We start from the raw sequence: 23,349 nt of genomic DNA, 5'->3' as shown, positions 1-23,349 counted from the left end.
GAGAAGGCTTTTTCATTATAATATCTCTGAAAGAATGGCTTTTTGAACATGAAGTCTGTTCCCAGCCTGCTGAAAGACAGCGGAATTGTTTCCATCAATGACTTCCGCTGAAACTTCCTCACCGCGATGAGCAGGCAGGCAATGCAAAAAGACGTAATCTTTTTTGGCTTTTTGGACAAGATATTCATTAACCTGATAATCAGCAAAGTCTTTCAGCCTCTGTTCATTCTCAGCTTCCTGTCCCATGCTCGTCCAGACATCTGTATAGACGGCATCGGCATTAGCAACCGCTTCTTCAGGGTTAGATGTTACGATTACCTTTGAACCGCTTTGTTCAGCAAACTCTTGTGATTGCTGGAGAACAGATTTATCTGGTTCATACCCTTCAGGACAGGCAATCGTGATATTTACCCCCATCTTGGCAGAAGCAATCATTAAAGAATGGGCCACATTATTGCCATCGCCTACATATACGAGGGTTTGGCCTTTTAACTCCCCATTTTTCTCTTCGATTGTAAGGAGATCGGCAAGAGCCTGGCATGGATGATAAAGATCGGTCAAGCCGTTAATAACCGGAATGTCCGCATGATGAGCCAGTTCCTGGATCTTCGCATGGGAGAATGTGCGGATCATAATCGCATCAACATACTGTGAAAGCACTTTAGCTGTATCCGCAATGCTTTCTCCTCTTCCCAGCTGCAGATCCTGGCTATTTAAATATAAGGCATGGCCCCCAAGCTGCAGCATCCCTGCTTCAAAGGAAACTCTTGTACGTGTAGATGACTTTTCAAAAATCATGCCAAGAATTTTGCCTTTTAGGATGGAAGTTTCTGCACCCTGCAGATGAGCTTCTTTTAATTGCTTTGCTTTTTCCAGCAGCCCCTTAATCTCCTCTGATGAAAAGTCTGCAAGTGTTAGAAAATCCTTTCCTTTCAAATTTAAAAGCTTATCAGAGGCCTGAATTGAAATCATAAGACGCCCACTTCCTTTTCTCCAATATTATTTTTAATGCCCTGCCAATCTTCAATGGATTTAACATCCCATTCGCCTGCTGACATAGATTTTAATAATGCAATAAGCGTTTCTTTTTCACTGAAAGTCAAAATTCTGTTTTTGGTTCCCATTTCTCTCATTCTCTTATCTTCTTCACTCATGCCAGGATTATATAAAGCGAAGGTTTCCTGGGCATTCCAGTCCATATTTTCTTGAGTCAGAAAAACAGGCACAACTTTAGCCTGATTAATATAATGAGTTAATTCTTCTGTTTCTTGAGAGTTTGCTATTACGACACATTTGCCTTTAGCACCATTTAAACCAGCATGGAAAGATTTTCTGATTGCTGCCTCATAATTTGGTGCCAGTGCAATCCCCTCTCCTGTTGATTTCATTTCAGGACCTACCTTGCTGTCCAATCCCTTCAAAGCATAATTTGAGAAAACCGGGAATTTCACACATATAAATGGGAGTTTCGCCGCAGCCGGCATTTCATCTTTCGACAAATTATATTTCCCAAGCAATATTTTTGTCGCAATCTCCACCAGCTGCACGCCTGTGACCTTGCTGATAATTGGTACTGTTCTGCTCGCACGAGGGTTTATTTCAAGAATAAATACCTCTTCGCCATTAACGATATATTGAATATTCATGAGTCCTTTATACTGGAGCTTTTGCACAATGGCTTTTGCATAGGCTAGCATTTTATTCTGGACATTTTCTGAAAGATTTTGCGGCGGGAGAACGGACATGCTGTCGCCAGAGTGAACACCCGTTTTTTCAATATGCTCCATAATTGCAGGTGCACAGATATGATTTCCGTCTGCTGCCAGATCAAGCTCAGCTTCTGATGCATGAACGAATTGATCAATTAAAATCGGATAAGGGACATCACCTTTCGTTAAATAACTCTCCAGCTCAGATGATGAAGCAATACGTTCCATCCCTCTGCCGCCTATAACATAGGATGGGCGGACAAGAATCGGGAATCCAATATTTTCGGCTGCTTCTTTTAGCTCTGCTTCTGTGTGGACAACATCTCCTTTTATCCTCGGGATATTCAAATCATCCAATAGCTGATAAAAAAGCTTCCGGTCCTCTAATGCATCAATGGTATTTGAGTCAGTTCCAAGCAGGGTAACGCCATAAGCTTCAAGATCGGATGCCAGATTCAGAGCTGTCTGCCCGCCAAGCTGCACAATGACTTCTGAAATTCCTTCTGCTTCAATCACATTCAAGATATCCTCAAGAATTAACGGTTCAAAATAAAGCCTGTCAGCGGTTGTATAATCCGTACTTACCGTTTCAGGGTTGTTATTGATCATGATTGTCTCAACGCCTTCATCTTTCAGAGCAAACACTCCCTGAACGGAGCAATAATCAAATTCAATGCCCTGGCCAATTCTGATGGGGCCGCTTCCTATAACCAGGACTTTCCTCTTTTCACTCTTCACTTGTTCATTTTCGCCAAAGTAACTGGAGTAATAATAATTTGATTGTGCTTCAAATTCAGCAGCGCATGTGTCAACCATTTTATAGGCTGGAAGAATTCCAGCCTTTTTGCGTTTATCTCTGACTGCTTTCTCCGCAACTTTCCATTCCAATGCAAGAAACTTATCACTGAAGCCCTTTTCCTTAAATAGCTGCAGCTCTTCTTTTGTTGCTTCATCAAGTGTTAAGGCAGAAATTTGTTTTTCCATTTTTACCATTTCATTGAGTATATTGAGATAGAAATAATCTATTTTCGTGATTGAGTGTAAAGCTTCCAATGAATAATTTCTCCGGAGTAATTCAATCACGGTAAAAAATCTTTCATCAGTCTGCTTTAACAGAAGTTCCTCAAGTGAGGCATTCGATTTAGCTGATAAGCCCGGTGATTTCAAATCATTTCCCTTTACTTCAAGTGAATGGATTGCCTTTAAGAGAGCGCGTTCCAGATTCCGGTCAATGCCCATTACTTCTCCGGTTGCTTTCATTTGCGTTCCAAGTTTGCGGTCTGCAGAAGGAAATTTATCAAAAGGCCATTTTGGAAACTTAACGATGACATAATCCAGAGCTGGTTCAAAGCTAGCAAATGTATCTCCTGTTACAGGGTTGATAATTTCCGATAAGGTATACCCGACGGCTAGCTTTGCAGCCATTCTGGCAATTGGATATCCTGTTGCTTTGGATGCAAGGGCAGATGACCTGCTGACTCTGGGATTTACTTCAATCAAGTAATAATTCTTACTATGCGGATCAAGGGCAAACTGAATGTTGCACCCGCCAATAATGCCAAGCTCTGAAATGATCTTAATTGATGCTGATCTCAGCATCTGATACTCATCATCTGTTAAGGTTTGTGAAGGTGCGACAACAATTGAGTCACCAGTATGAACCCCAACGGGATCAATATTTTCCATATTGCAAATAGTGATGCACGTATTCTGTGAATCCCGCATGACCTCGTATTCTACTTCCTTAAATCCTGCTATGCTTTTTTCAACCAGGCACTGGCTGATCGCACTCTCTTTTAAGCCGCCCTGAACCAAAGACGTCAGTTCATCGAAATCTCCTGCTATGCCTCCGCCTGTTCCGCCAAGAGTATAAGCTGGACGGACGATAATAGGAAATCCAATTTCTTGGGCAAATTGGATGGCTTCTTCCACTTCATGGACAATGATGCTTTCAGGAACAGGTTCGTTAAGCTCGTGCATCAGCTTACGAAAAGCTTCCCGGTCTTCACCTTTCTTTATGGATTCAATACTGCTTCCCAAAAGCTTCACTCCATAACGTTCAAGCACACCTGATTCACTAAGTTTAAAAGCAAGATTCAACCCTGTCTGGCCTCCCAGTGTGGCAAGCAGGCCATCGGGACATTCTTTTTTTATAATCTTCTCAAGGCTGTCAGCTGTCATTGGCTCGAAATAGACTTTGTCTGCAAAAGCTTTGTCAGACATGATGGTAGCCGGATTGTTATTCACAAGGATAACCTTATAGCCTTCTTCCTTTAATGCTGCACAGGCCTGTGTTCCTGCATAATCAAATTCTGCTGCCTGGCCGATGACAATCGGGCCTGAGCCGATTACTAATATGGATTGGATACTGGTGTCTTTAGGCATAAGCGAAAACTCTCCTATTCTCCTCTTGAATCATGTTCATAAACTCATCAAAAATATAATCACCATCCGCAGGTCCCGGATGGGCTTCCGGATGGAATTGCACCGTATGGATTGGCAGCACCTTATGCATTAGTCCCTCAATTGACTGGTCATGAAGGTTTACATAGCGGGTTTTAAACCCTGTATCTTTTATGCTTTCTTCATCAACCACATAGCTATGATTTTGTGATGACATAAAGACAGTGCCCTTCTTCATGTCCGCAATCGGGTGGTTGGCACCCCTATGGCCAAAGGACAGTTTCTTTGTGTTGCCTCCAAATGCTAAAGCTGCCAGCTGGTGGCCAAGGCAAATTCCCAATGCCGGATACTGCTCCAGCACCTTTTTTAATTCCGGGAGGATGCTTTTTAATTCTTTTGGATCTCCAGGCCCGTTTGAAAGCACCACGCCGTCTGGATTTAGTTTTTTTATCTGTTCAAAGCTTGTATTATAAGGAACAGATGTAACCTTGCACGCTCTTTTCAGCAAAGAATCCACAATTGATTTTTTAGCTCCAAAATCCATGACAACTATATGAATGCCGCCCTCTCCAAAGCACTCCATAGTTTGTGAAGATACTTTACAAACTTTTTCATCCTTTGGAAGCAGCAATCCGGCGGCTGCCGTTTCCGAAGAAGACATTTTTGCCGGCATGCTGCCTTCTGAACGGATTTTCTTTACAATGGAACGGGTATCCATATGCCCTAATAATGGAATATTCCATTTCTGAAGGTATTCCTGAAGCGAATAAGCCGATTTGTAATGCGAAGGATTTCTGCTTCCTTCATATACAATAACCCCGGCCACATGAGGTTTCTTGCTCTCAAAATCAGACTCATTTATTCCGTAATTTCCGATTAAAGGATACGTAAATACAATAATTTGGTCCTTATAAGAGGGATCTGTCAATACTTCCTGGTAGCCTGTCATTCCTGTAAAAAAAACGATTTCCCCTTCTATATCCTTTTCAGGCTGATCCGACAGCCATTGGCCCTTATAGGAATGGCCGCTATTTAAATGAAGGTATCCTTCCATTATCAACACCTCGAAGCTATCTGTATATTTATATAACTTTGTTAATTTTTATTCATCCATTTGAAAAATAATACAGCCTACACAGCTGATTTTGAAAATTCCATTAATGTGGATTGCAGAATTTGTACCGCTTCATCTATTTCAGATTTTGATGCTGTCAGCGGAGGCAGCAGCCGCAAAACATTTTCCCCTGCAGGCAATGCCAGCAAGAAATTGGCTCTTAATTCCTTTAACAATGATGGAAGGGGAACATCTGATTCAATACCGACCATCAAACCAAGATAGCGAATCTCCTTAACAGCTGCAATCTGTTCAAGCGATTCTGCCAATTTGTCAGCAAGATATGCACTCTTTTCCTGAACGCCTTGTAAAAAATCATCATCAAATATTGTGTTCATGGTAGCAATAGCTGCTGCAATGCTGATCGGGTTCCCGCCAAATGTTGATCCATGGCTTCCTGGTCCAAATACTCCTTCTAATGCTTTTTTTCCAATCACAGCGCCTATTGGCAATCCGCTTCCCAGGCCTTTAGCTGCGGTTACGATATCGGGAGAAAGGTCAAAATGCTGAAATCCAAAGGCTTTACCCGTTCTGCCAATGCCGGTCTGAATTTCATCTACAATCAGCAGCGCTCCATATTCTTTGCAAAGCTGCTCAGTTTTTGTTAGAAACTCCTGATTCCCAATGTGAATCCCGCCTTCACCCTGTACAATTTCCAGCATTACGGCCGCTGTTTCCGCATCAATCTCATCCTTCAATGCATTAATATCATTAAAAGGAACATACTTAAAAGTCTCAAGCATGGAACCATAGCCTTTTTTAATTTTTTCCTGGCCCGTTGCAGCCATAGTGGCGAAGGTTCTCCCGTGGAATGATTGTTGAAAAGTAATGATTTTTTTCCGTCCCGAAGCTTTTCTTGCAAGCTTAATCGCTGCTTCATTTGCTTCTGCTCCGCTGTTGGCAAAGAATACGAGGTCCATGCCCACAGCTTCAGAGAGAGTCTTTGCTGCAGCCTCCTGCTGATCCTGCATAAATAAATTGGAAACATGCCAGAATTTATTCAGCTGTTCATTGATTGATTTTTGTACTGCTGCTGGGCGGTGACCAAGATTGCAGACTCCGATCCCTGATGTGAAGTCCAAATAGCGTTTCCCATTTTTATCAAAAAGATAGCTTCCTTCTGCTTTTTCCGGCTCCACTTCCCACCGGGCATACGTTGGAAATAGATTACTCAAGTTAAGACCTCCTTCTTGGCAGATACATTCGTACCGATCCATATGCCTTCCTCATAAAACTTTTCTTTTCCTGATACAATCATTACGCTATTTAGCCCTTTGCTGATTAGGTTCAAGGCAGAGGTAACTTTTGGAATCATTCCGCCTGTAATTTTTTTATCGTTAATATGCTGTTCAATTTCATCCGCGTCAAGCTGGGGAGAGAGGTTACCGTCAATGAAAATTCCTTTTACATCCGTTACAAAGATGCAATGTTCAGCTTTAATGGCATTGGCAACAGCTGCCGCCGCATAGTCGGCATTGATATTCAGTTTCGTGCCGCCTTCTGCAGCTGCAATAGGAGTAATGACAGGGACCAGGTCTTCGTTAAATAACATTTCCAGTACTGACTGATTAACAGCCGTTATTTCACCAACCAGTCCAAGCTCATCCTGATTGATATATTCTGCCTTTAGTAATCCCGCATCACTTCCATTTACGCCAAACCCTTTCAATCCATGCAGTTCAATCATTGAGGTAAGTTTGCGGTTGGATTGTCCTGACAAGACCATCTCTGCTACCTCCAGAACTTCCGGAGTCGTCTTTCTTAGCCCATTGACAAATTCATGAGGGATATTATAAAGTTCCAGCATGCTGTTAATTGCCGGGCCGCCTCCATGAACAAAAACAATCTGGTATCCTTCATTCTTCAACACTAAAAGACTATCAAAAAAAGCCTCTCCCAGCTCTTCCATTACACTGCCTCCGCACTTAATGACTATACTTTTCAAATGGCATCCCCCTCAGGTACGATAGCTTGCATTGATTTTGACATAATCATAGGATAAGTCACATCCCCAGGCCTTCCCTTTGCCTGCTCCCTGATGAAGATCCACAGTAATCTGAATGGCGGCATTGGATAAGTACTCTTTTGCTTCTTCTTCAGAAAATGCCAGTGGAACACTATTTTGCAGCATGGCTATAGGTCCGATTGCGATATCTACCGAAGACGGATCAAAAGCTGCCTGGCTCTGTCCGATTGCCCCGATAATTCTGCCCCAATTGGCATCCGCTCCATATACAGCAGTCTTAACAAGGTTCGAGCCGACAATCTGCTTAGCAATCATTCTTGCATCATCATCAGTTTTTGTTCCCGATACCACCACTTCTATCAGCTTTGTTGCTCCTTCACCATCTTTTGCAATCTGTTTGGCAAGACTCTCACTTGTTTGGGAAAGCATCTGTATAAATACATCCCAATCTGGGTGATCCGGCGAAAGTTTATTTATACCGCTGGTTCCATTGGCCATGACCATTACCATATCATTTGTTGAGGTATCTCCATCAACGGTTATCTGATTGAACGTTCGATCGGTAACCTGTTTTAAAGCAAATTGCAAATCGCTGCAGTCTATATTTGCATCTGTTGTGATAAACGCAAGCATTGTTGCCATATTGGGATGAATCATTCCAGAACCCTTTGCGGAACCGCCCATTGTAACGGTTTTCCCATCGATGACTGCCGAATAGCAGCACTTCTTCATCACTAAATCCGTTGTTAATATGGCTGTTTGAAAATCCTCTGAGTGTAATGCCTCATTGCCGGGCTTCAGCATCTTAATGCCCTCTTCTATCTTATCCATCTGCATATACTCCCCAATGACACCAGTAGAGGCAACCGCCACATGCTGTTCCTTTAAATTGAATTTATCTGCAGCTGATTTTCTCATTTGATAAGCATCTTTTAGCCCCTGGTCCCCTGTACAGGCATTGGCACATGCACTATTTACTATAACAGCCTGAATGAGGCCTTCTGCTGCAATGCTTTCCTGTGTAACTTTTAGAGGGGCAGCCTGAAAATGGCTTGTAGTATAGACAGCTGCACATTGTGCAGGCGTATCGCTTAATATAATTCCTAAGTCCTTTTTTGAATATCGCAGCCCTGCATGAACACCAGCTGCTGTAAAGCCTTTCGGTGTTATGATGCTTCCGGTGGGCAGTTCGGTTACTTCAGTTTGAGATACTAATTGCATTTATCTTTCCTCCTTATGGATAGAGCGGAACAAATCCGAGACCCGCTGCTTCATCCAATCCGCTCATTATATTGGCATTTTGTACAGCCTGCCCGGCAGCACCCTTCATTAAATTATCAATCACTGAAACTATTGTCAGTCTGCCCGTTCTGGAATCCACATGGACACCTATGTCGCAAAAATTAGAGCCTGCGACCTCTTTGACGGAAGGAAATGAATTTTCGGGACGAATTCGAATAAATGGCTGCTTTTCATAGACTGATTGATAAAGTTCAAGAATTTGAGAAGAAGTGTATTCTTTTGTCAGCTGAACATAGCTGGTTGTCATAATGCCTCTTGTTATAGGAAGAAGATGGGTCGTGAATGTGATCGGCTTTATTGCGGAATTCCAATTCATCAGCTGCTGCTCGATCTCTGGTGTATGCTGATGCTGATTTACCTTATAAACCCGCAGGTTTTCATTTGCTTCTGCGTAGCTTGTTGTTCTTGAAAGTCCCCTTCCTGCCCCGGACACCCCGGATTTTGCATCGACAACAACACTATCTGGTTTTATTAAATTTTCTTTTACAACTGGTGCAAGACTTAGCAGAGCAGCTGTTGGATAGCACCCAGGATTAGATATGACTTCTGCGGAAGCTATTTCGTCATGATGCCACTCAGGAAGCCCATATACTGCTTGTGCAACAAGAGATTCGTTTGCAGGAGCGTGTTTATACCACTCCAGATATGCTTGAGCTGGGATTCGAAGATCACCGGAAAGGTCAATTACCTTTATATTCTTGCCTGAAAAATTTTCAGCAAGTTTCCCTGATACTCCAGATGGCGTTGCCAGAAAAACAATATCAGACTGTTCTGCTATTTGAGCTGAATCAATCCCCTGTAATTTCTTGTCAATGATTCCATATAGATGGGGATATTCATTCCAAATGGGGAGATCTTCTTTCGTTGAATGGATCGATTTAATGTTAAATTCCGGATGCTGCTTTAGGATACGGAGCAATTCCGCACCCCCATATCCGGTTGTTCCGATAATTGAAACGTTCATAATTGCTCCTTCCACACTCTTTTGTATATTTAATCATTTATATACATATTTATGAATTTATGTTTCTCTTATTATAGAAACTGGGAGGAAAAATTGCAACCTATTTTACTGAAGTTTTAAAGATTTCTAATATTTATTTTTTCACAGCACAGCTTTATTGCATTTCTGGATAAATTGAAAAACCGGCCTGGTCAGGCCGGTCCTTAAGTGTGTATGGCAAGTAATAATATGAAAAAGAATATGGCTGCATTAGCAATTTCATAAATTCCAATTTTTTTAGGTGTAAATGATTTCCCATAAAATGCAATGGACCGAAAAAGGCTGGGAAGAAACGCTGCAGATACAATCCATCCGCCTGCCAGCAGCCAGAGGATCGGTACCGCAGCATGAAAGATCCACGAAATCCATTTGAAGGAAATATTTTTCTTTTCTCTGATCATTGATTTTACATAGAAGGTGCTTCCGGCAAAAAACAAAATGGAAGCTGCAAATACTGTCCAGGCCAGCAGTGTAATTTCCCCATGCGGCAAGTAGCTGCTCGCAAGGCCTGCTATTGAAAATGCACAAATGGCACTAAAGTCGTTACCTAATGCCCTATCTCTATTTTTAGACGAATAGCGTGCATTAATAATAAAAAAAGGAATCATAAGAAGTCCAAATATGATAATCGATGGCCTTACCAGTAAAGGAATTAATAGCAGTAAAATAGCCGGAACCAGATAAATAGTAGTCCACTTCGCATAAAAAGCCATTCTTTTTCTTTTAAAAAGAAGAAGGCACGGATAAGTAGCCAGATATAGTAATATCCATCCTAAAAAAAACGGGATATGTGACCAAATAATATCAGATGCAGCCGCTCCGAGCCAAAATGGCAGTATTAGCATTGCCCAGGCTCCATGCTGTTTCGGCGTAAATAACTTCATCTATAATACCTCCCCGCTGATTTCTGCCTATAATATATAATATTCCCGGTAAATACTAAGTGAAGATTATCACTGATAAACACATCGCCACAAAAACGTTCATTTTTTTAGAAATTATAAAAACAGCCCAAAATAGATTGGACTGTTTTGTATATTCTTATCTCCTTTTCTTACTTTCGCTCACTAAATACTCAATAATCCACTCAGGGCCTTTAGGATCACGGATGCTGAAAAACGGAGTTTCCAAATCTGCAGTCTTGTGCTTAATCACTTTATCTTCCCAGCAGAAGAGTGCACAGATATTTGTCAGTTCCTCCATAAGGTACAGATCTTCATCACTTCTGAGCAGGACTGCTTTAGGAAATGAAGCCTTTTTATGACCTTCAATAAGCACGACGTCGGGCTGCAGCTGCAAGGCAATCCTGATCTGCTCCTCCAGGCTCCAGCTTTTCTTCTCAGCTTGTAAAAGCAGTCTGCCGCCACCTTCAACAAGTGAAGCGGCTGCTCCAGATTCAACATGACTGCTGGAATCCTTTCCTCCTGGGGTTTCGGGTTTGCCGCCATGTCCATGATGCTTAATGGTAATGACAGAAAGGCCCTTCTCTTTTAATCCAGAGATTAATTTATTTACCAATGTTGTTTTTCCGCTGTTTTGATAGCCGGATACCTGAAAAATAACAGGTTCCTTTACCATGGCCATTTGCTTCCTTCATGGTCCTCAAGCAATAGCACTTCAACAATGTCGCCCTTGCCATAGCCTCTAGTTCCGCCTGGCAGGATCATTAGCGAATTCGCTCCTGCAAGACTCATCACAATGTTTGATTTATCCACTCCGCTTGGCGCCGCAACCAGTCTGCCTCCTGAATAATTCACAGCCGTCCGGACAAATCGTGTAAATGGGTTTGCTTTTGGAAACTCGGCCACAAGCTCTGCTGTTTCTTTTCTTAAATGCGGTTTCTCAGAGAACAGCATTTTCCGGATGATCGGTCTTGCAAAAAGCTCAAACCCGACATAGCAGGCAGAAGGATTTCCGGAAAGTCCAAACAGCAGCTTCCCTTCATGCTGGGCAACTGTAGTCACACTGCCGGGCCGCATCGCAACCTTATTGAAAAGGACCTCTGCCCCAAGCTTTTCATAAATGCCCGGCAGATAATCATAATCGCCCACAGATACACCGCCCGTAGTAATCAGCATATCCACACTGTTCAATGCTTCTTTCACAGCATTGAAACAAGTATCAAATTCGTCAGGGAGCTTTCCATAATAAACAACTTCCGCCCCAGCCCTTTCAATTTGCGCTGTAATCATATGGGCGTTGCTGTTTCTGATTTTCCCCGGCTGCAGCGGTTCGTGTACTTCCAATAACTCAGTGCCTGTTGCAAATAATCCGATAACAGGCTTCTTTGCAACCGGTACTTCGGCATAGCCAAAAGTAGCAAGAATAGCCTGAATTCCAGGATTGATTTTTGTCCCCTTCTTAACCAGAGAATCTCCTTCTTTCGCATCTTCGCCCTTGAAGGAAACATTGTCTCCAGGATTATAGGTGCGTTTAATGGACATAAAATTCTTACCGTCTTCTTCAAATGCTTTTGCCAGTTCAAGCATTACAACGGCATCACATTCTTCAGGCATTTGCGCACCAGTCATAATTCTAACGGCCTGGAATGGACCAATGTTTTTGGATGTCATATGTCCGGCGCCAATGTGGTCTACTACCTCAAATACTGCAGGATTTTCCATTGAAGCTTCCTTTGTATCTGCTGAACGAACAGCAAATCCATCATATGGTGATCGATCAAAATGAGGGACATCATGGGTCGCTTTTAAGTCTTCTGCCAGAAAACGGCCGTTGCTTTTATTAATGGATATGTATTCTGCACTTCCTTTTAATTGATAGGCCATGATTTTTTTTACTGCTTCCCCAACAGGAATGGGAGTTCTTTTTTCCAGCATTATATCAGCTCCTATGTACTTTTCTTAATGCCTTTTCTATTTCAATTATTATAAACGTACATGAAAATCCATAACATGACAATCATCACACATTCCGTTTTTTGCATGTGCATGATTTCCATAAAAATTTTAAATAAAGGCTTCAAGTGTGATGCCCGTCACCAAATTAAAAAAGATATTCATTTATTCTAAAGATAGTTCACAAGATAGAAGGAGGAGAATTCAATGACTATACATCTTACAGAAAACCGTCTGGTAAAAGATATTGTAAATGAATTTCCAAAAACAAGTGATGTTTTTAAACGTCATCGCATTGATTTTTGCTGCGGTGGAAATATTCCGCTGGTGCGTGCAGTTTCAGAGCAGTCTGCCGATATGGACGTTCTGATTAAAGAATTGAAGGAGGTTATTCAGAAGGAAAACCAAACCGATGATATAGAGGTTTGGACAGACAGTACATCAGAAGACATTATTGAACATGTCATCAAACGATATCATCGTCCCCTTGAGGAGGAACTTTCACTATTAAGCCCATATGTAACAAAGGTTTCAAGAGTTCATGGAGAAAGCCATGAGGAGCTTTTAAAAGTACATCAATTATTCTTTGAGCTGAAGCACGAGCTTCTTGAACATACTTCTAAAGAAGAAGAGTCTGTTTTTCCAATGCTTCTGAAGCTTGAAGACCCTCAGGTTGAAAATCGTGAAGAAATCATCAGCTATATCCGGGAGCTTGAGAAAGAGCATGATCATGCAGGTGCAATTTTAAAGGAATTGAGGGAAATTACATTTGATTTTACTCCTCCAGCAGATGCATGCGGCTCTTACCGTCTTGTGTATAAGCGGCTGGAAGATCTGGAAAGCCAAACCTTCATGCATGTTCACCTTGAGAATAACATTCTATTTCCACGATATATATAAACATTACGATCTGCAGCCAATAACGGCTGCAGTTTTTTTGCATTCTAAAAGACAAAATAAAAAGCCTGCCCCGCTATGTCCATTACTCATGACACAGCAAAGCATGCTTTTTTTATCCTCCAATATAGGACATTTCAATTTTTTTCCTGCTGGCAATAGTTTCTTCAGTCCGTTCGTCTGAATATCTGTCTTTTCTGCCGTTCCAAATATTAATAATCCGATCGGTAATTTTTTCATCCGTGGCGCCTTTTCTCATAAATTCCTTCAGATCATGCCCTTCTCCATTGAATAGGCATGTAAAAATTTGGCCGTTTGCTGACAATCTTGAACGTGTGCAGCTTGAACAGAAAGATTCAGAAACAGATGTAATAAACCCAACATCCACATCCGTGCCCTTATAACGGTATCGCTTGGCAACCTCTCCGAAATAATCCGGATCTACCGGTTCCAATAAATAATGTTCCTTTAAAATGTCATAAATTTCTTTTTTGGTAACAACCTCGTCCATCTTCCAGCCGTTTGTACTGCCGACATCCATGTATTCAATAAAGCGGAGCTGTAAACCGTTATCTTTGCAGAACTTAGCCATCGGGACAATTTCAGAATCATTCAGGCCTTTTTTAACGACCATATTAAGCTTGACGCCAAGCCCTGCTTCTTTTGCTGCCTCGATCCCTTCAAGAACTGGTTTGACACCCACATTGCGTCCGTTTATTTTTCCAAACAGCTCATCATCCAGGCTGTCAAGACTGATGTTAACTCTCACCAGTCCTGCTTCCTTTAAATCTTTCGCATGCTTGGGCAGCAATACACCATTTGTGGTTAGCCCTATATCTTTTAAGCCCTCAATGTCTGAAAGCATTTTTACAAGTTTAGGCATGTCCTTTCTCATAAGGGGTTCTCCGCCTGTTAACCTGATCTTCTCCACTCCAAGGCTTACAAAAATTTTAGCCAGCCGTTCAATTTCTTCATAGCTCAGGAGCTCGTTTTTTGGAAGGAAAGCAAAATCTGGCCCAAAAATTTCTGCTGGCATGCAATATTGACAGCGGAAATTACAGCGGTCAATGACAGAAATGCGAAGATCTCTTAAAGGTCTATTCAATTTATCTTTAACGATTGTTTTAGCCATTTCGTTCAACTCCATATAAAGAGTGACTTAAATAAGCTTTCTATACAGATGTATATTTTAGCCTTTCCCTTAAAATAACAGAAATAACCCAGTATCTCAAATTAAGGGCTTCTACTATTAGAACATACAATCGTTTCAATGTTAATAGGGAATTGTTTGTATCATAGCAAAGACACACCATTTCAATAGAAAATGCCACAATAAAGACACAAAAGCCGGCAATGTTTTCACTATACAAATGATATTATTGTGAAAAAAGACAGTTGTTTTATGAAGGAGGATTAACATGGCTCGTACAGCCATTAAACCGACACATTCCATAGAGATTAAAGAGCTTCTTCATTTCGCAGACCGGCGTATGAAAACCCCTAAAGGGGCTTACATTTTTCAGGAAGGTATGGATGCTGATGAGCTTTATATTATACTTTCAGGCAAGATACAAATCAGCAAGATAACAGCAGATGGCAGAGAACTCACCTTCAGGTTATGCGGAGAAAATGAAATCATTGGTGAGCTGACCCTATTTACCAGTGACCCTAAATATTTATTGAATGCTTTAGTTCTTGAAGCTGGTGAAGTGGCTGTGATAAAAAAAGATGTCCTGGAAAGGGAGATTTTTAAAAATAGTACATTGGCTTATGAATTTATGAAATGGATGAGCGACCACTTCCGTAATACACAGACCAAATTTAGAGATCTCGTCCTTAATGGAAAAAAAGGTGCCCTATATTCAACCCTTATCAGAATGACTAACAGCTATGGCATAAAGGTTAAGGACGGCATACTCATTGATCTGCCCCTTACGAATCAAGAGCTTGGGAATTTCTGCGGCACCTCCAGGGAAAGCACCAACCGGATACTGGGTGAACTGAAGAAAGACGGCATCATCACCATTCTAAATGGAAAAATCACAGTCAAAGATCTTCAATATTTAAAAAATGAAATAGGCTGTGAAAACTGCCCTGCCGTATATTGCAGCATTGAGTAGGAGTGCATCCGAACTGCACTCCTCTTTCTTTTATGATTTTGCCTCTTTCTTTCTAAGTGCTTTTGGAATATAAACACAAAACGGCTCGCTTTCCATATAATCCCCTGTCATGGCAAATGCACGTGACCTTGATCCCCCGCATACATAACGGAACTCGCATTGTCCGCATTTCCCTTTATATTTATCAGGATTTCTAAGGTCTTTAAAAATTGGCGATTCCCTGTATATTTCAGAGAGTGGCTGTTCCCTGACATTTCCTGCTTTAACAGGCAGAAGCCCACTGGGATAAACATCCCCAATATGTGAAATGAAAACAAATCCATTTCCGTCATTTACTCCTTTAGGAGCCCTGCCTAAACCATCTATAGAACCAGTTAGCCCTTGCTGTGTAAGTGCATCGAGATATTGAATGTCCTTATTTTGAGCCTTCGCTTCCTTCATTTTTTGCTGAATGACCACTCGGCGGTAATGCTGGGCAGCTGTTGTCTTAATATCGAACGTAACTTTTTTGCTTAAGTTATAGAGCCATGTAAATACCTTCTCATGTTCAACCGGAGAAATCATATCTTTTTCCTGCCCTCTCCCTGTTGGGACGAGGAAGAACACACTCCAAAGAACACATTTGAGATCTTCTACAACCTTAGCCATTTCCTCAAGATAATCGATATTATAACGCGAAATAACTGTATTAATCTGGACTGGAATTTCAAGCTCGTGCAAATATTTAATCCTTTCGATCGTTAAATCAAAGGAACCGGCAGTACCTCTAAAATGGTCATGGATATCCGCATTTGGCCCATCAAGGCTGAAAGCCCATCGAGCTAAGCCGACCTCTTTGGCTTTTTCAATAGCTTCTTTTGTTACATTGGGTGTCGCACTGGGCGTCATCGAAACACGCACGCCTTTTTTTACAGCATATTCGGCAATGTCGAATACATCCTGCCTCATTAATGGATCTCCACCCGTAAAAACAAGCATAGGGTTGTTCATTTCCTTAATTTGGTCAATCAAATACTTCCCTTCTTCAAAAGAAAGTTCTCGCGGATCTCTCCTGTATTGCGCTTCCGCACGGCAATGCAGACATTTTAGCTGGCATGCCCTTGTTAATTCCCATATCACAATAAAAGGGTCTTTATTAAAATCTCTATCAAATCCCATTTGAAATGCCTCCTTAACAGGCTCAATCCTGGCTGTTTCATTAACGCAAAGCAAACTATATTTTGTCTTTCCATCGTTATTATAGGATAATCGGCATGTTAAATAAGTGAACTACCTCACATACAAATGATCATTTCTGGAGAATTTACAGAGTTGTGTAAAAAGGCATCAGGACAAGGGCACAAAAAAACAGCAGGGAAATACCCCTGCTATTTTTAAGATTCAATCTTATTGTACGCCAAGTGCAATTTTTGCATACCGGGACATTCTGTCCTTAGACCAAGGCGGGTTCCAGACAATGTTCACTTCAGTGTCCTTTACTTCAGGAATATCAGCCAACGCTGACTTTACTTGTTCAACAATTGTTCCTGCCAAAGGGCAGCCCATGGAAGTAAGAGTCATATCTACAATGGCTTTCCCTTCCTCTTCCATTTTCACATCATATACTAATCCTAAGTTTACAATATCTATCCCCAGCTCCGGGTCAACGACAAGCTCAAGTGCGCCCATGATGCTGTCTTTTAAATCCTGGTCCATATCTGCAGCACTCCTTCAATATTTACTTTATCTCTATCTTAACAAATATTTAAATGAATTGAAAAAATGTTGGTTATAGATGTTCGTCAAACCATTTAACCGTTTCCAGCAGCCCTTCCCTGCTTACTTTATGCCCCGCCTGTTCATCTGATATAAACATGAGATTTTCAGGTGACTCACTATATAAGGACTGGATGGTCTCATAAAATTGGTATGTATAGGAATAAGGCACAACCGGGTCTTTTTTGCCATGCCAGAACATAAGCGGTCTTCCTCCAAGCTTTTCAGGCTGAAGACTTAGATCCCGCTCCCTTAAAGTTCCCAGCAGATCTGCTAGTTCTTCATTGGAAAGCGGAATTTTTATATTATTCTTCTTCAATTCATCCAGCTGAAGCTGAGCAAATTTTTCATAATACGGCATACCCATAAGGCTTACTGCAGCTTTGACCCACTCAAACTGGGTCAAGGCGCCCAAAGTGACTATTCCTCCCATGGAGGTGCCCACAAGCCCTATTCTTCCCTGGTCGATCAAATCTGCATCCTCATAGGCATTCCTGATTATGTTCAATTCCGCAATGGTATTCAGAACAATATCCCATAGCTTGAAATTTAAATCGCTGCCTGATATACCTTCAGATCTTTCCCCATGAAATAGGGTATCCGGAAGCACCACCCTGAACCCTTTTTCAGCAAGCAGATAGGCATAATGCAGATTATGTTCTTTGGCACTCGTAAAGCCATGAACGAAAATAATAAAAGGCAAGCGTTCCCCTTTTACTTCCTGTCTGGCGAGTTCAAGAACAGGAATTTCTTTGATATGCTTATGTTCAATAACAACCACAGTTCTCCTCCTAAATCTGTTAGGGCAAAAGTGAATTTTTTTTACAAAATTATAATAATATTGATAACATATATGTATAAAATGATTTTGTAAAAGCTTACGCTCTTGTCTTAATGTTAATTCTTTCTATTTTTTCAGTTTAACACGTAGATTTTTTTTTTCCAAAACCTTTACACTTAAAAGAAAAGCGGGGCATACTTCAAGATAAGCAATTGGCTGCAGTCCGCTAACTGCAGTTTTATTCTTATTAAAAAGTGCTGAGCGCTTAAAAGGAGATCTTATGGCAGAAAAACATTTAATTGCACTGGACCTTGATGGCACATTATTAAAAGATGACAAAACCATCTCAGCTAAAACTAAAATGATTATTCAAAAGGCACGGGAACAAGGACACGAAGTGATGATTGCCACCGGAAGGCCATTTCGCTCCAGCGAAATTTACTATCGTGAAATGGGATTGACTACGCCAATTGTCAATTTCAATGGTGCATACATACATCATCCTAAAGATCATAATTGGGGAGTCTACCACACACCACTCCAAATGAATGTAGCAAAAGAAATTGTCGAAGCCGTTAATAGCTATACAGTTCATAATATTGTAGCAGAAGTTATAGATGATGTTTACCTGCATTACCATGATGAAAAGCTTCTGGATATCTTCGGTTTTGGCGATCCAAAAATTACGACTGGTGATTTGCGCAATTATCTCAATGATAATCCGACAAGCATGCTGATCCATACAGATGAGGAACATGTAAAGACCATTAGAAATCATCTTTCTGAAGTTCATGCCGAAGTGATTGACCACCGTCGCTGGGCGGCTCCATGGCATGTCATAGAAATCGTCAAAACCGGGCTGAATAAAGCCGTTGGCCTTCAAAAAGCAGCTGATTACTTCCAAATACCGCCTGAGCGGATCATCGCTTTCGGTGATGAAGACAATGATCTTGAAATGCTTGAATTTGCAGGCTACGGGATTGCCATGGGCAATGCTATTGACCAGGTGAAAAATATTGCCAATGAAGTCACCTTAACCAACGAGGAAGATGGAATCGGAATCTATTTAAATGAATTATTAAACCTTAAAGCACTATAAGCAAATGAACAAAAAGAATTAAATAGTAATCAGGCCATTAAATACCCTTTTTAAATCATTCCTTTAGAGCATACTAAAGGATGGAGCAGCACAATGCTGCTTCAAACTCTTTCATGGAGGGGATTCGAATGGGTAAACGTAATAAATCAAAACGCTTCGTACAACAGGGTGTTGATACTGTTAGTAAGCATGATGAACGTATCCCGTACCACATGACCTATGCAGAGGCGGAAGCCCAAAAATTAGCTAATGTGAAAGAATCATCCCTCGGAGGAATATAACGATGGGAAACAGATTATTTCAGGAAGCCAGAGAATATGTGGAAATAGCTAAAAATTCTGCAGGCGAAGAAACTGTTTCCCGCGCGAAAAATGCTTTAAGTTCCGCGTTTGCCAACTCCACTGCGGCTGAACAGGCACAGCTGCGGGAGATGCAGCAGGAGCTGGAACAATATTCGCAGAATCGCTAAAAAGAAGCTGGCAGCCTCGATGGCTGCCAGCTTCTTTTTTACCTCCTTTCCAGGATAACAGGAAAGGAATTAATAATATGTCCGTCTTCATGGCTTTTTTCATATAAATGCAAAATCACTGATCCGTTTTCAGGCAGTTTATCAGCAGGAATGTTTATTTTTAACTTAAAGTTCTCCCAGTCATTTGAAAGTGCTGATACGCCCTTTTCACCCTGCAGTTCATTATGGCCATCTTCAACTGTATACCATAGCTTTCCGCTTTTTAGACGCCCTTCTATTGATATTGTATATAAGCCGTTCTCTCCAGAAACCTCAACATGGCGAAAGGCAGGATTTTGTCCTGGGATAAATACTGAGGCTTCTGATTCCGCTTTGGTCTCCAATCCTTTGCCATTTAAGTTTGATGCCAAAAGCTTGGCTTTTACACTGTACTTCCCTTCCTTAACTCTTTTGCCATTATGCCGATAATCCCAATGCTCTTTCCATACCTTGATTTCATCCGGTTTGACGGCAATGGTCTGTATAGCTTGTAAAAACGCTTTACCTTCTGAAGAGGAATATACCTTTTCGCCTTTTTGATTGAAAATTTCCACTTCGTAAAATTGGGACGTCCTAAACTCAAAGCTCAGCGGGTAATTGGCAGTATTACCCAGAAGCAGTTCTATCTCCATGCTTTTCGTTCCTGCTTGAGGTATTACTTTAAAATCAAATGGCATTTCCTGTTTAGAAGCTTCAAAACTTTGCAAAGGCATAGTGAAAATAATTAGAGCAGCAGCAGCCAAAAGCCGAAGCATTCTTCATCCCTCCATTCATTTAATCCCTGCGGAAGAAACCATAGACACCAGCTGTTTGGACAATATTTGTAAAGGCATTCGGATCCACTTCTTTAATAATTCTTTCAAGGTCAAATAACTCGTAACGGGTGATGACAATCATCATCATTTCCTTGTTTTCATTTGTAAAAGCCCCCTTTGCAGGAATGGTTGTAATCCCCCTGACAAGATGGTCATGGATGGCTTTTTTCATTTCTTCCGATTTTTTCGTTATAATCAGTGCTGTCAGTTTTTCATGTCTTGTATGAATGGCATCAATGACCCTGGTTGAGGCATAAAGGGTAACAAGAGTGTATAAAGCTTTTTCCCATCCATACAAAAAGCCGGCTGTTATTATAATAATGGCGTTAAGTGTGAAAAAGTATGTACCGACAGGCTTGTCTTTCATTCGGGACAATACCATCGCAATGATATCCATTCCTCCTGTGGAAGCCCCCCATTTAAGTGTTATCCCTACACCAACAGCCGCAATGACACCTCCAAAAACTGCATTAAGCAAAATATCTTTTGATACATGAATTACCGGTATAATTTCCAAGAAAAAAGACATTAAGAATACGCTTAGAAAACTATAAATGGTAAACGACCTTCCAACCTTTTTCCAGGCTAATATGGTGACAGGAATATTTAGAATGAAAAGCAGGATCCCTGTTGATCCAAAATCCCCCAGAATGCTTGATAAGAGCTGTGCCACACCTGTAAAACCGCTCGCATATACATTGGCAGGTATCAGAAAAAAATTCATCGCAATCGCGTTCAATATCGCCCCAATCAAAACAATAAATACTTTCTTAGTTTCTAACCAAACCATTTTTTACCCCCTGAATTATCTTATTATTTTCTTTACCCAGTCAGTGTCATTTTCAACACAATTCATTGTTTTTTCTCCTTGATTTCTATAAACTTAATTCATATAGTTTGAAAGCAGGTGAAAGAAAATGTCAGTAAAAATTCTAGCTGACAGTGCGTGTGATCTGCCGCTAAGCTTCTATGAAGAAAATGGCGTCACACTTTTTCCATTAAAGGTTCAACTGAATGATACAGAATTTGAAGATTTAGTCACCATAGAACCTAAGGATGTTTATGATGCTATACGTGAAGGCCAGGTGCCTAAAACATCTCAGGTATCCCCTCTCCTTTTTGAGGAAACGTTCATGAAAATGGCAGAACAAAATGAAGACGGCATTTATATTTCTTTTTCCTCCGGACTTTCAGGTACATACCAGACTGCTGTAATGATTTTGGAGCAGGTAAAAGAGAAATACCCGGATTTCAAATTATCCATTATCGATTCCAAGGCTGCTTCATTGGGATATGGATTAATTGTGAAGGCTGCTGCTGCTAAAGCTCAATCAGGCTCATCCAAGGTCGACATCCAGAAAGATATCGAATTTCGCTGCCAGCATCTCGAGAGTTTATTCACTGTAAATGATCTCGAATATCTGGCAAAAGGCGGCCGTGTTTCTAAAGCTTCCGCATTTCTAGGCGGACTTTTGAACATTAAACCTCTTTTAACAGTAGAAGATGGCAAACTTGTACCGATTGAGAAACTGCGCGGCAAGAAAAAGCTTCTTCGCCGCGTTATTGAACTGATGAAAGAAAATGGGACTGCGTTTGAGAATCAGACTGTCGGCATCAGCCATGCTGATGATGAAGACACAGCTCTTGAAATGCAAAAATTAATCCTGGAAGAGCTTAAAGCCAAAGAAGTCTATATTACATCCATAGGCTCTGCAATCGGGTCTCATACGGGTCCAGGAACAATTGCAATTTTCTACCAAAAGCAAAAATAAACCTTAAGTGAAGAATACATACTCCATTTCATTCTGACAGACAATATGATTGTACTTCAGTTATATTCTGAAGGATAAACCTATCAGTATGAAAGGAGTATTTTTATTATGCCGCATACTTCCGATAATGATAAAAAAGCAAAAGACAATAATGCGCTTCTTCACGAAAAAAATATGATGCGGGAGAAAAACCGCAAAGCCGGGAAAAACCAATATTCCAAAAAGACAGACCATTTATAATAATAAAACGGGCAAGCAATAGCTTGTCCGCTTTAGATTGTTATTCGAGTGAATTAGTCTTTCTTTATATATGTCCATCCTTCTTCCTGATAAACCTTGCCTTCCTTCATAAGCCTGCCCAAAGCCCTTTTAAAAGAAGCTTTGCTTAGCTGAAAACGCTCCTGTATATCTTCTGGCGCGCTTTTATCGCCAAATGGCATTGCACCATTGCGGCTTTCAAGATAAGATAGGATTTTTTCGGAATCATCGTCCAGTACCTCATGTTTTCTTGGGATAAGAGAAACATTCACTGTTCCGTCTTCTTTCACATCAACAATTCGCCCTTCAATTTTTTCGCCAAGACGGGGCTCCCTTTTGCGCTGGGATTCATGGATAAAGCCTTTAAAGCCCTCAGCTGTATAAATCCAGCTCCCAACCTTTGCAGTTCTATATATATGTCCGTGGATATTCTTATTAAAATCGCTTTTGGCTGCTTTTAGTGATATATCTGTAATCACAGGATCAGTAGCCATTTTTACATAAATTCTGTTATTCTTATTCACACGGAGCGTAATGTATAATCTATCTCCTTCAATCGGCCAGACGGCTTCATGTACAGGCAGATCCTCCTCCCCAAGGAGCATGTCCTTCTGAATGCCAATGTTGATGAATACACCGATGCCGGGCTTTACATCACTTACTTGCGCCCATCCATATGTGCCAACCTGAACCTCCGGAATCACTGTCGTTGCTGCGATTCTTCCCTGTGAGTCCATATAAAGGAAAGCCTCGACTTCCTGTCCTTCTTCCAGCTTTTCATCCGTCTCGTTCTGATGAAGAAGAACATCTTCCTCTCCATCCGTCAAAAAATAGCCAAATGCCGCTTCCCTTGAAACAATCAGCTTAGCAGCACGGCCTAAATTCTCTTCTAAAGCCATCCCTTTTCCTCCTTCTTAGTTTCCAGTAAACAAATATTCATTATATTAAATCTTTCCCAATTAAGATCACATAACTCCTAAAGTTGTTTGAAC

The 23,349-nt window shown here is 41.1% G+C and carries 24 protein-coding genes; 7 read left to right on the top strand and 17 right to left on the bottom strand.

What is annotated here, in order from left to right; genetic code table 11:
• Positions 1 to 15 precede the first annotated feature (15 nt).
• From argF to IRB79_RS08500, 10 genes are all read right to left on the bottom strand, one after another.
• Positions 16 to 972 carry an ornithine carbamoyltransferase gene (gene argF, locus IRB79_RS08545; protein WP_243508080.1) on the bottom strand — a complete coding sequence of 319 codons (957 nt, stop codon included), beginning with the start codon at positions 970 to 972 and terminating at the stop codon, positions 16 to 18.
• On the bottom strand, positions 969 to 4,094 hold the full coding sequence (locus tag IRB79_RS08540; protein ID WP_243508079.1) for a carbamoyl-phosphate synthase (glutamine-hydrolyzing) large subunit: 3,126 nt from the start codon (positions 4,092 to 4,094) through the stop codon (positions 969 to 971). Before IRB79_RS08540 ends, argF begins: the two co-directional genes overlap by 4 nt.
• Positions 4,087 to 5,166 (bottom strand): carbamoyl phosphate synthase small subunit, encoded by a 1,080-nt coding sequence (locus IRB79_RS08535; RefSeq protein WP_243508078.1) that lies wholly within the window; start codon positions 5,164 to 5,166, stop codon positions 4,087 to 4,089. Before IRB79_RS08535 ends, IRB79_RS08540 begins: the two co-directional genes overlap by 8 nt.
• 77 nt (positions 5,167 to 5,243) lie before the next feature.
• Positions 5,244 to 6,401: an acetylornithine transaminase gene (locus IRB79_RS08530; RefSeq protein WP_279401054.1), complete on the bottom strand. Its 1,158-nt coding sequence runs from the start codon at positions 6,399 to 6,401 to the stop codon at positions 5,244 to 5,246.
• Entirely contained in the window at positions 6,398 to 7,171 is a 774-nt protein-coding gene (gene argB, locus IRB79_RS08525) for an acetylglutamate kinase (RefSeq protein ID WP_243508076.1), read from the bottom strand. Before argB ends, IRB79_RS08530 begins: the two co-directional genes overlap by 4 nt.
• Positions 7,172 to 7,183: 12 nt before the next feature.
• Positions 7,184 to 8,413 (bottom strand): bifunctional ornithine acetyltransferase/N-acetylglutamate synthase, encoded by a 1,230-nt coding sequence (gene argJ, locus IRB79_RS08520; RefSeq protein WP_243508075.1) that lies wholly within the window; start codon positions 8,411 to 8,413, stop codon positions 7,184 to 7,186.
• 13 nt (positions 8,414 to 8,426) lie between these two features.
• On the bottom strand, positions 8,427 to 9,458 hold the full coding sequence (argC, locus tag IRB79_RS08515) for an N-acetyl-gamma-glutamyl-phosphate reductase (protein WP_243508074.1): 1,032 nt from the start codon (positions 9,456 to 9,458) through the stop codon (positions 8,427 to 8,429).
• A 203-nt stretch (positions 9,459 to 9,661) separates the two neighbouring features.
• The gene (locus IRB79_RS08510) at positions 9,662 to 10,381 is read right to left on the bottom strand and encodes a YwiC-like family protein (protein WP_243508073.1); all 720 of its coding nucleotides are present in this window, start codon (positions 10,379 to 10,381) and stop codon (positions 9,662 to 9,664) included.
• Between the two features lie 157 nt (positions 10,382 to 10,538).
• Complete coding sequence (mobB, locus tag IRB79_RS08505) at positions 10,539 to 11,075, bottom strand: molybdopterin-guanine dinucleotide biosynthesis protein B (protein WP_243508072.1); 537 nt, start codon at positions 11,073 to 11,075, stop codon at positions 10,539 to 10,541.
• The gene (locus tag IRB79_RS08500) at positions 11,069 to 12,334 is read right to left on the bottom strand and encodes a molybdopterin molybdotransferase MoeA (protein ID WP_243508071.1); all 1,266 of its coding nucleotides are present in this window, start codon (positions 12,332 to 12,334) and stop codon (positions 11,069 to 11,071) included. The genes mobB and IRB79_RS08500 overlap by 7 nt, the downstream gene beginning before the upstream one ends.
• 225 nt (positions 12,335 to 12,559) lie before the next feature.
• Between IRB79_RS08500 and ric the strand changes: the two genes are divergently transcribed.
• The gene (gene ric, locus IRB79_RS08495; protein ID WP_243508070.1) at positions 12,560 to 13,252 is read left to right on the top strand and encodes an iron-sulfur cluster repair di-iron protein; all 693 of its coding nucleotides are present in this window, start codon (positions 12,560 to 12,562) and stop codon (positions 13,250 to 13,252) included.
• Positions 13,253 to 13,364: 112 nt separating this feature from the next.
• On the opposite strand, the gene moaA is transcribed toward ric, so the two are convergent.
• Complete coding sequence (gene moaA / locus IRB79_RS08490) at positions 13,365 to 14,381, bottom strand: GTP 3',8-cyclase MoaA (protein WP_243508069.1); 1,017 nt, start codon at positions 14,379 to 14,381, stop codon at positions 13,365 to 13,367.
• A gap of 286 nt (positions 14,382 to 14,667) precedes the next feature.
• Here moaA and IRB79_RS08485 point away from each other — a divergent pair, with 286 nt between their 5' ends.
• Positions 14,668 to 15,369, top strand: a complete 702-nt coding sequence (locus IRB79_RS08485; RefSeq protein ID WP_243508068.1) for a Crp/Fnr family transcriptional regulator — start codon at positions 14,668 to 14,670, stop codon at positions 15,367 to 15,369.
• A 30-nt stretch (positions 15,370 to 15,399) separates the two neighbouring features.
• Here IRB79_RS08485 and IRB79_RS08480 read toward each other — a convergent pair whose 3' ends face one another.
• From IRB79_RS08480 to IRB79_RS08470, 3 genes are all read right to left on the bottom strand, one after another.
• On the bottom strand, positions 15,400 to 16,527 hold the full coding sequence (locus IRB79_RS08480) for a TIGR04053 family radical SAM/SPASM domain-containing protein (RefSeq protein WP_243508067.1): 1,128 nt from the start codon (positions 16,525 to 16,527) through the stop codon (positions 15,400 to 15,402).
• A gap of 228 nt (positions 16,528 to 16,755) precedes the next feature.
• Positions 16,756 to 17,064, bottom strand: coding sequence for a metal-sulfur cluster assembly factor (locus IRB79_RS08475; protein WP_243508066.1), 309 nt, complete (start codon positions 17,062 to 17,064; stop codon positions 16,756 to 16,758).
• Positions 17,065 to 17,137: 73 nt separating this feature from the next.
• Positions 17,138 to 17,905: an alpha/beta fold hydrolase gene (locus IRB79_RS08470; protein ID WP_243508065.1), complete on the bottom strand. Its 768-nt coding sequence runs from the start codon at positions 17,903 to 17,905 to the stop codon at positions 17,138 to 17,140.
• A 280-nt stretch (positions 17,906 to 18,185) separates the two neighbouring features.
• Here IRB79_RS08470 and IRB79_RS08465 point away from each other — a divergent pair, with 280 nt between their 5' ends.
• From IRB79_RS08465 to IRB79_RS08455, 3 genes are all read left to right on the top strand, one after another.
• Complete coding sequence (locus tag IRB79_RS08465) at positions 18,186 to 19,004, top strand: Cof-type HAD-IIB family hydrolase (protein ID WP_243508064.1); 819 nt, start codon at positions 18,186 to 18,188, stop codon at positions 19,002 to 19,004.
• A 128-nt stretch (positions 19,005 to 19,132) separates the two neighbouring features.
• The gene (locus IRB79_RS08460; RefSeq protein ID WP_009331255.1) at positions 19,133 to 19,285 is read left to right on the top strand and encodes a hypothetical protein; all 153 of its coding nucleotides are present in this window, start codon (positions 19,133 to 19,135) and stop codon (positions 19,283 to 19,285) included.
• A 2-nt stretch (positions 19,286 to 19,287) separates the two neighbouring features.
• Positions 19,288 to 19,473, top strand: a complete 186-nt coding sequence (locus tag IRB79_RS08455) for a DUF3813 domain-containing protein (RefSeq protein WP_243508063.1) — start codon at positions 19,288 to 19,290, stop codon at positions 19,471 to 19,473.
• Positions 19,474 to 19,511: 38 nt separating this feature from the next.
• Here the strand turns inward: IRB79_RS08455 and IRB79_RS08450 are convergent, their stop codons facing one another.
• Positions 19,512 to 20,267 (bottom strand): BsuPI-related putative proteinase inhibitor, encoded by a 756-nt coding sequence (locus IRB79_RS08450; RefSeq protein WP_243508062.1) that lies wholly within the window; start codon positions 20,265 to 20,267, stop codon positions 19,512 to 19,514.
• Between the two features lie 19 nt (positions 20,268 to 20,286).
• Positions 20,287 to 21,117, bottom strand: a complete 831-nt coding sequence (locus IRB79_RS08445; RefSeq protein ID WP_009331258.1) for a YitT family protein — start codon at positions 21,115 to 21,117, stop codon at positions 20,287 to 20,289.
• 127 nt (positions 21,118 to 21,244) lie between these two features.
• Here IRB79_RS08445 and IRB79_RS08440 point away from each other — a divergent pair, with 127 nt between their 5' ends.
• Both IRB79_RS08440 and IRB79_RS08435 read left to right on the top strand, forming a co-directional pair.
• Complete coding sequence (locus IRB79_RS08440; protein ID WP_243508061.1) at positions 21,245 to 22,099, top strand: DegV family protein; 855 nt, start codon at positions 21,245 to 21,247, stop codon at positions 22,097 to 22,099.
• A gap of 108 nt (positions 22,100 to 22,207) precedes the next feature.
• Positions 22,208 to 22,339 (top strand): DUF3941 domain-containing protein, encoded by a 132-nt coding sequence (locus IRB79_RS08435; protein WP_009331260.1) that lies wholly within the window; start codon positions 22,208 to 22,210, stop codon positions 22,337 to 22,339.
• 53 nt (positions 22,340 to 22,392) lie between these two features.
• Here IRB79_RS08435 and IRB79_RS08430 read toward each other — a convergent pair whose 3' ends face one another.
• A complete protein-coding gene (locus IRB79_RS08430; RefSeq protein ID WP_243508060.1) occupies positions 22,393 to 23,256 on the bottom strand; it encodes a CvfB family protein in 864 nt (287 codons plus the stop codon).
• Between the last annotated feature and the right edge of the window lie 93 nt (positions 23,257 to 23,349).

Origin of the sequence: Cytobacillus oceanisediminis, assembly GCF_022811925.1 — a bacterium.
Lineage (GTDB): Bacteria > Bacillota > Bacilli > Bacillales > Cytobacillaceae > Cytobacillus > Cytobacillus oceanisediminis_D.
Note: the sequence above shows the minus strand (reverse complement) of the source record. Positions and strands in the feature narration are given on the sequence as shown.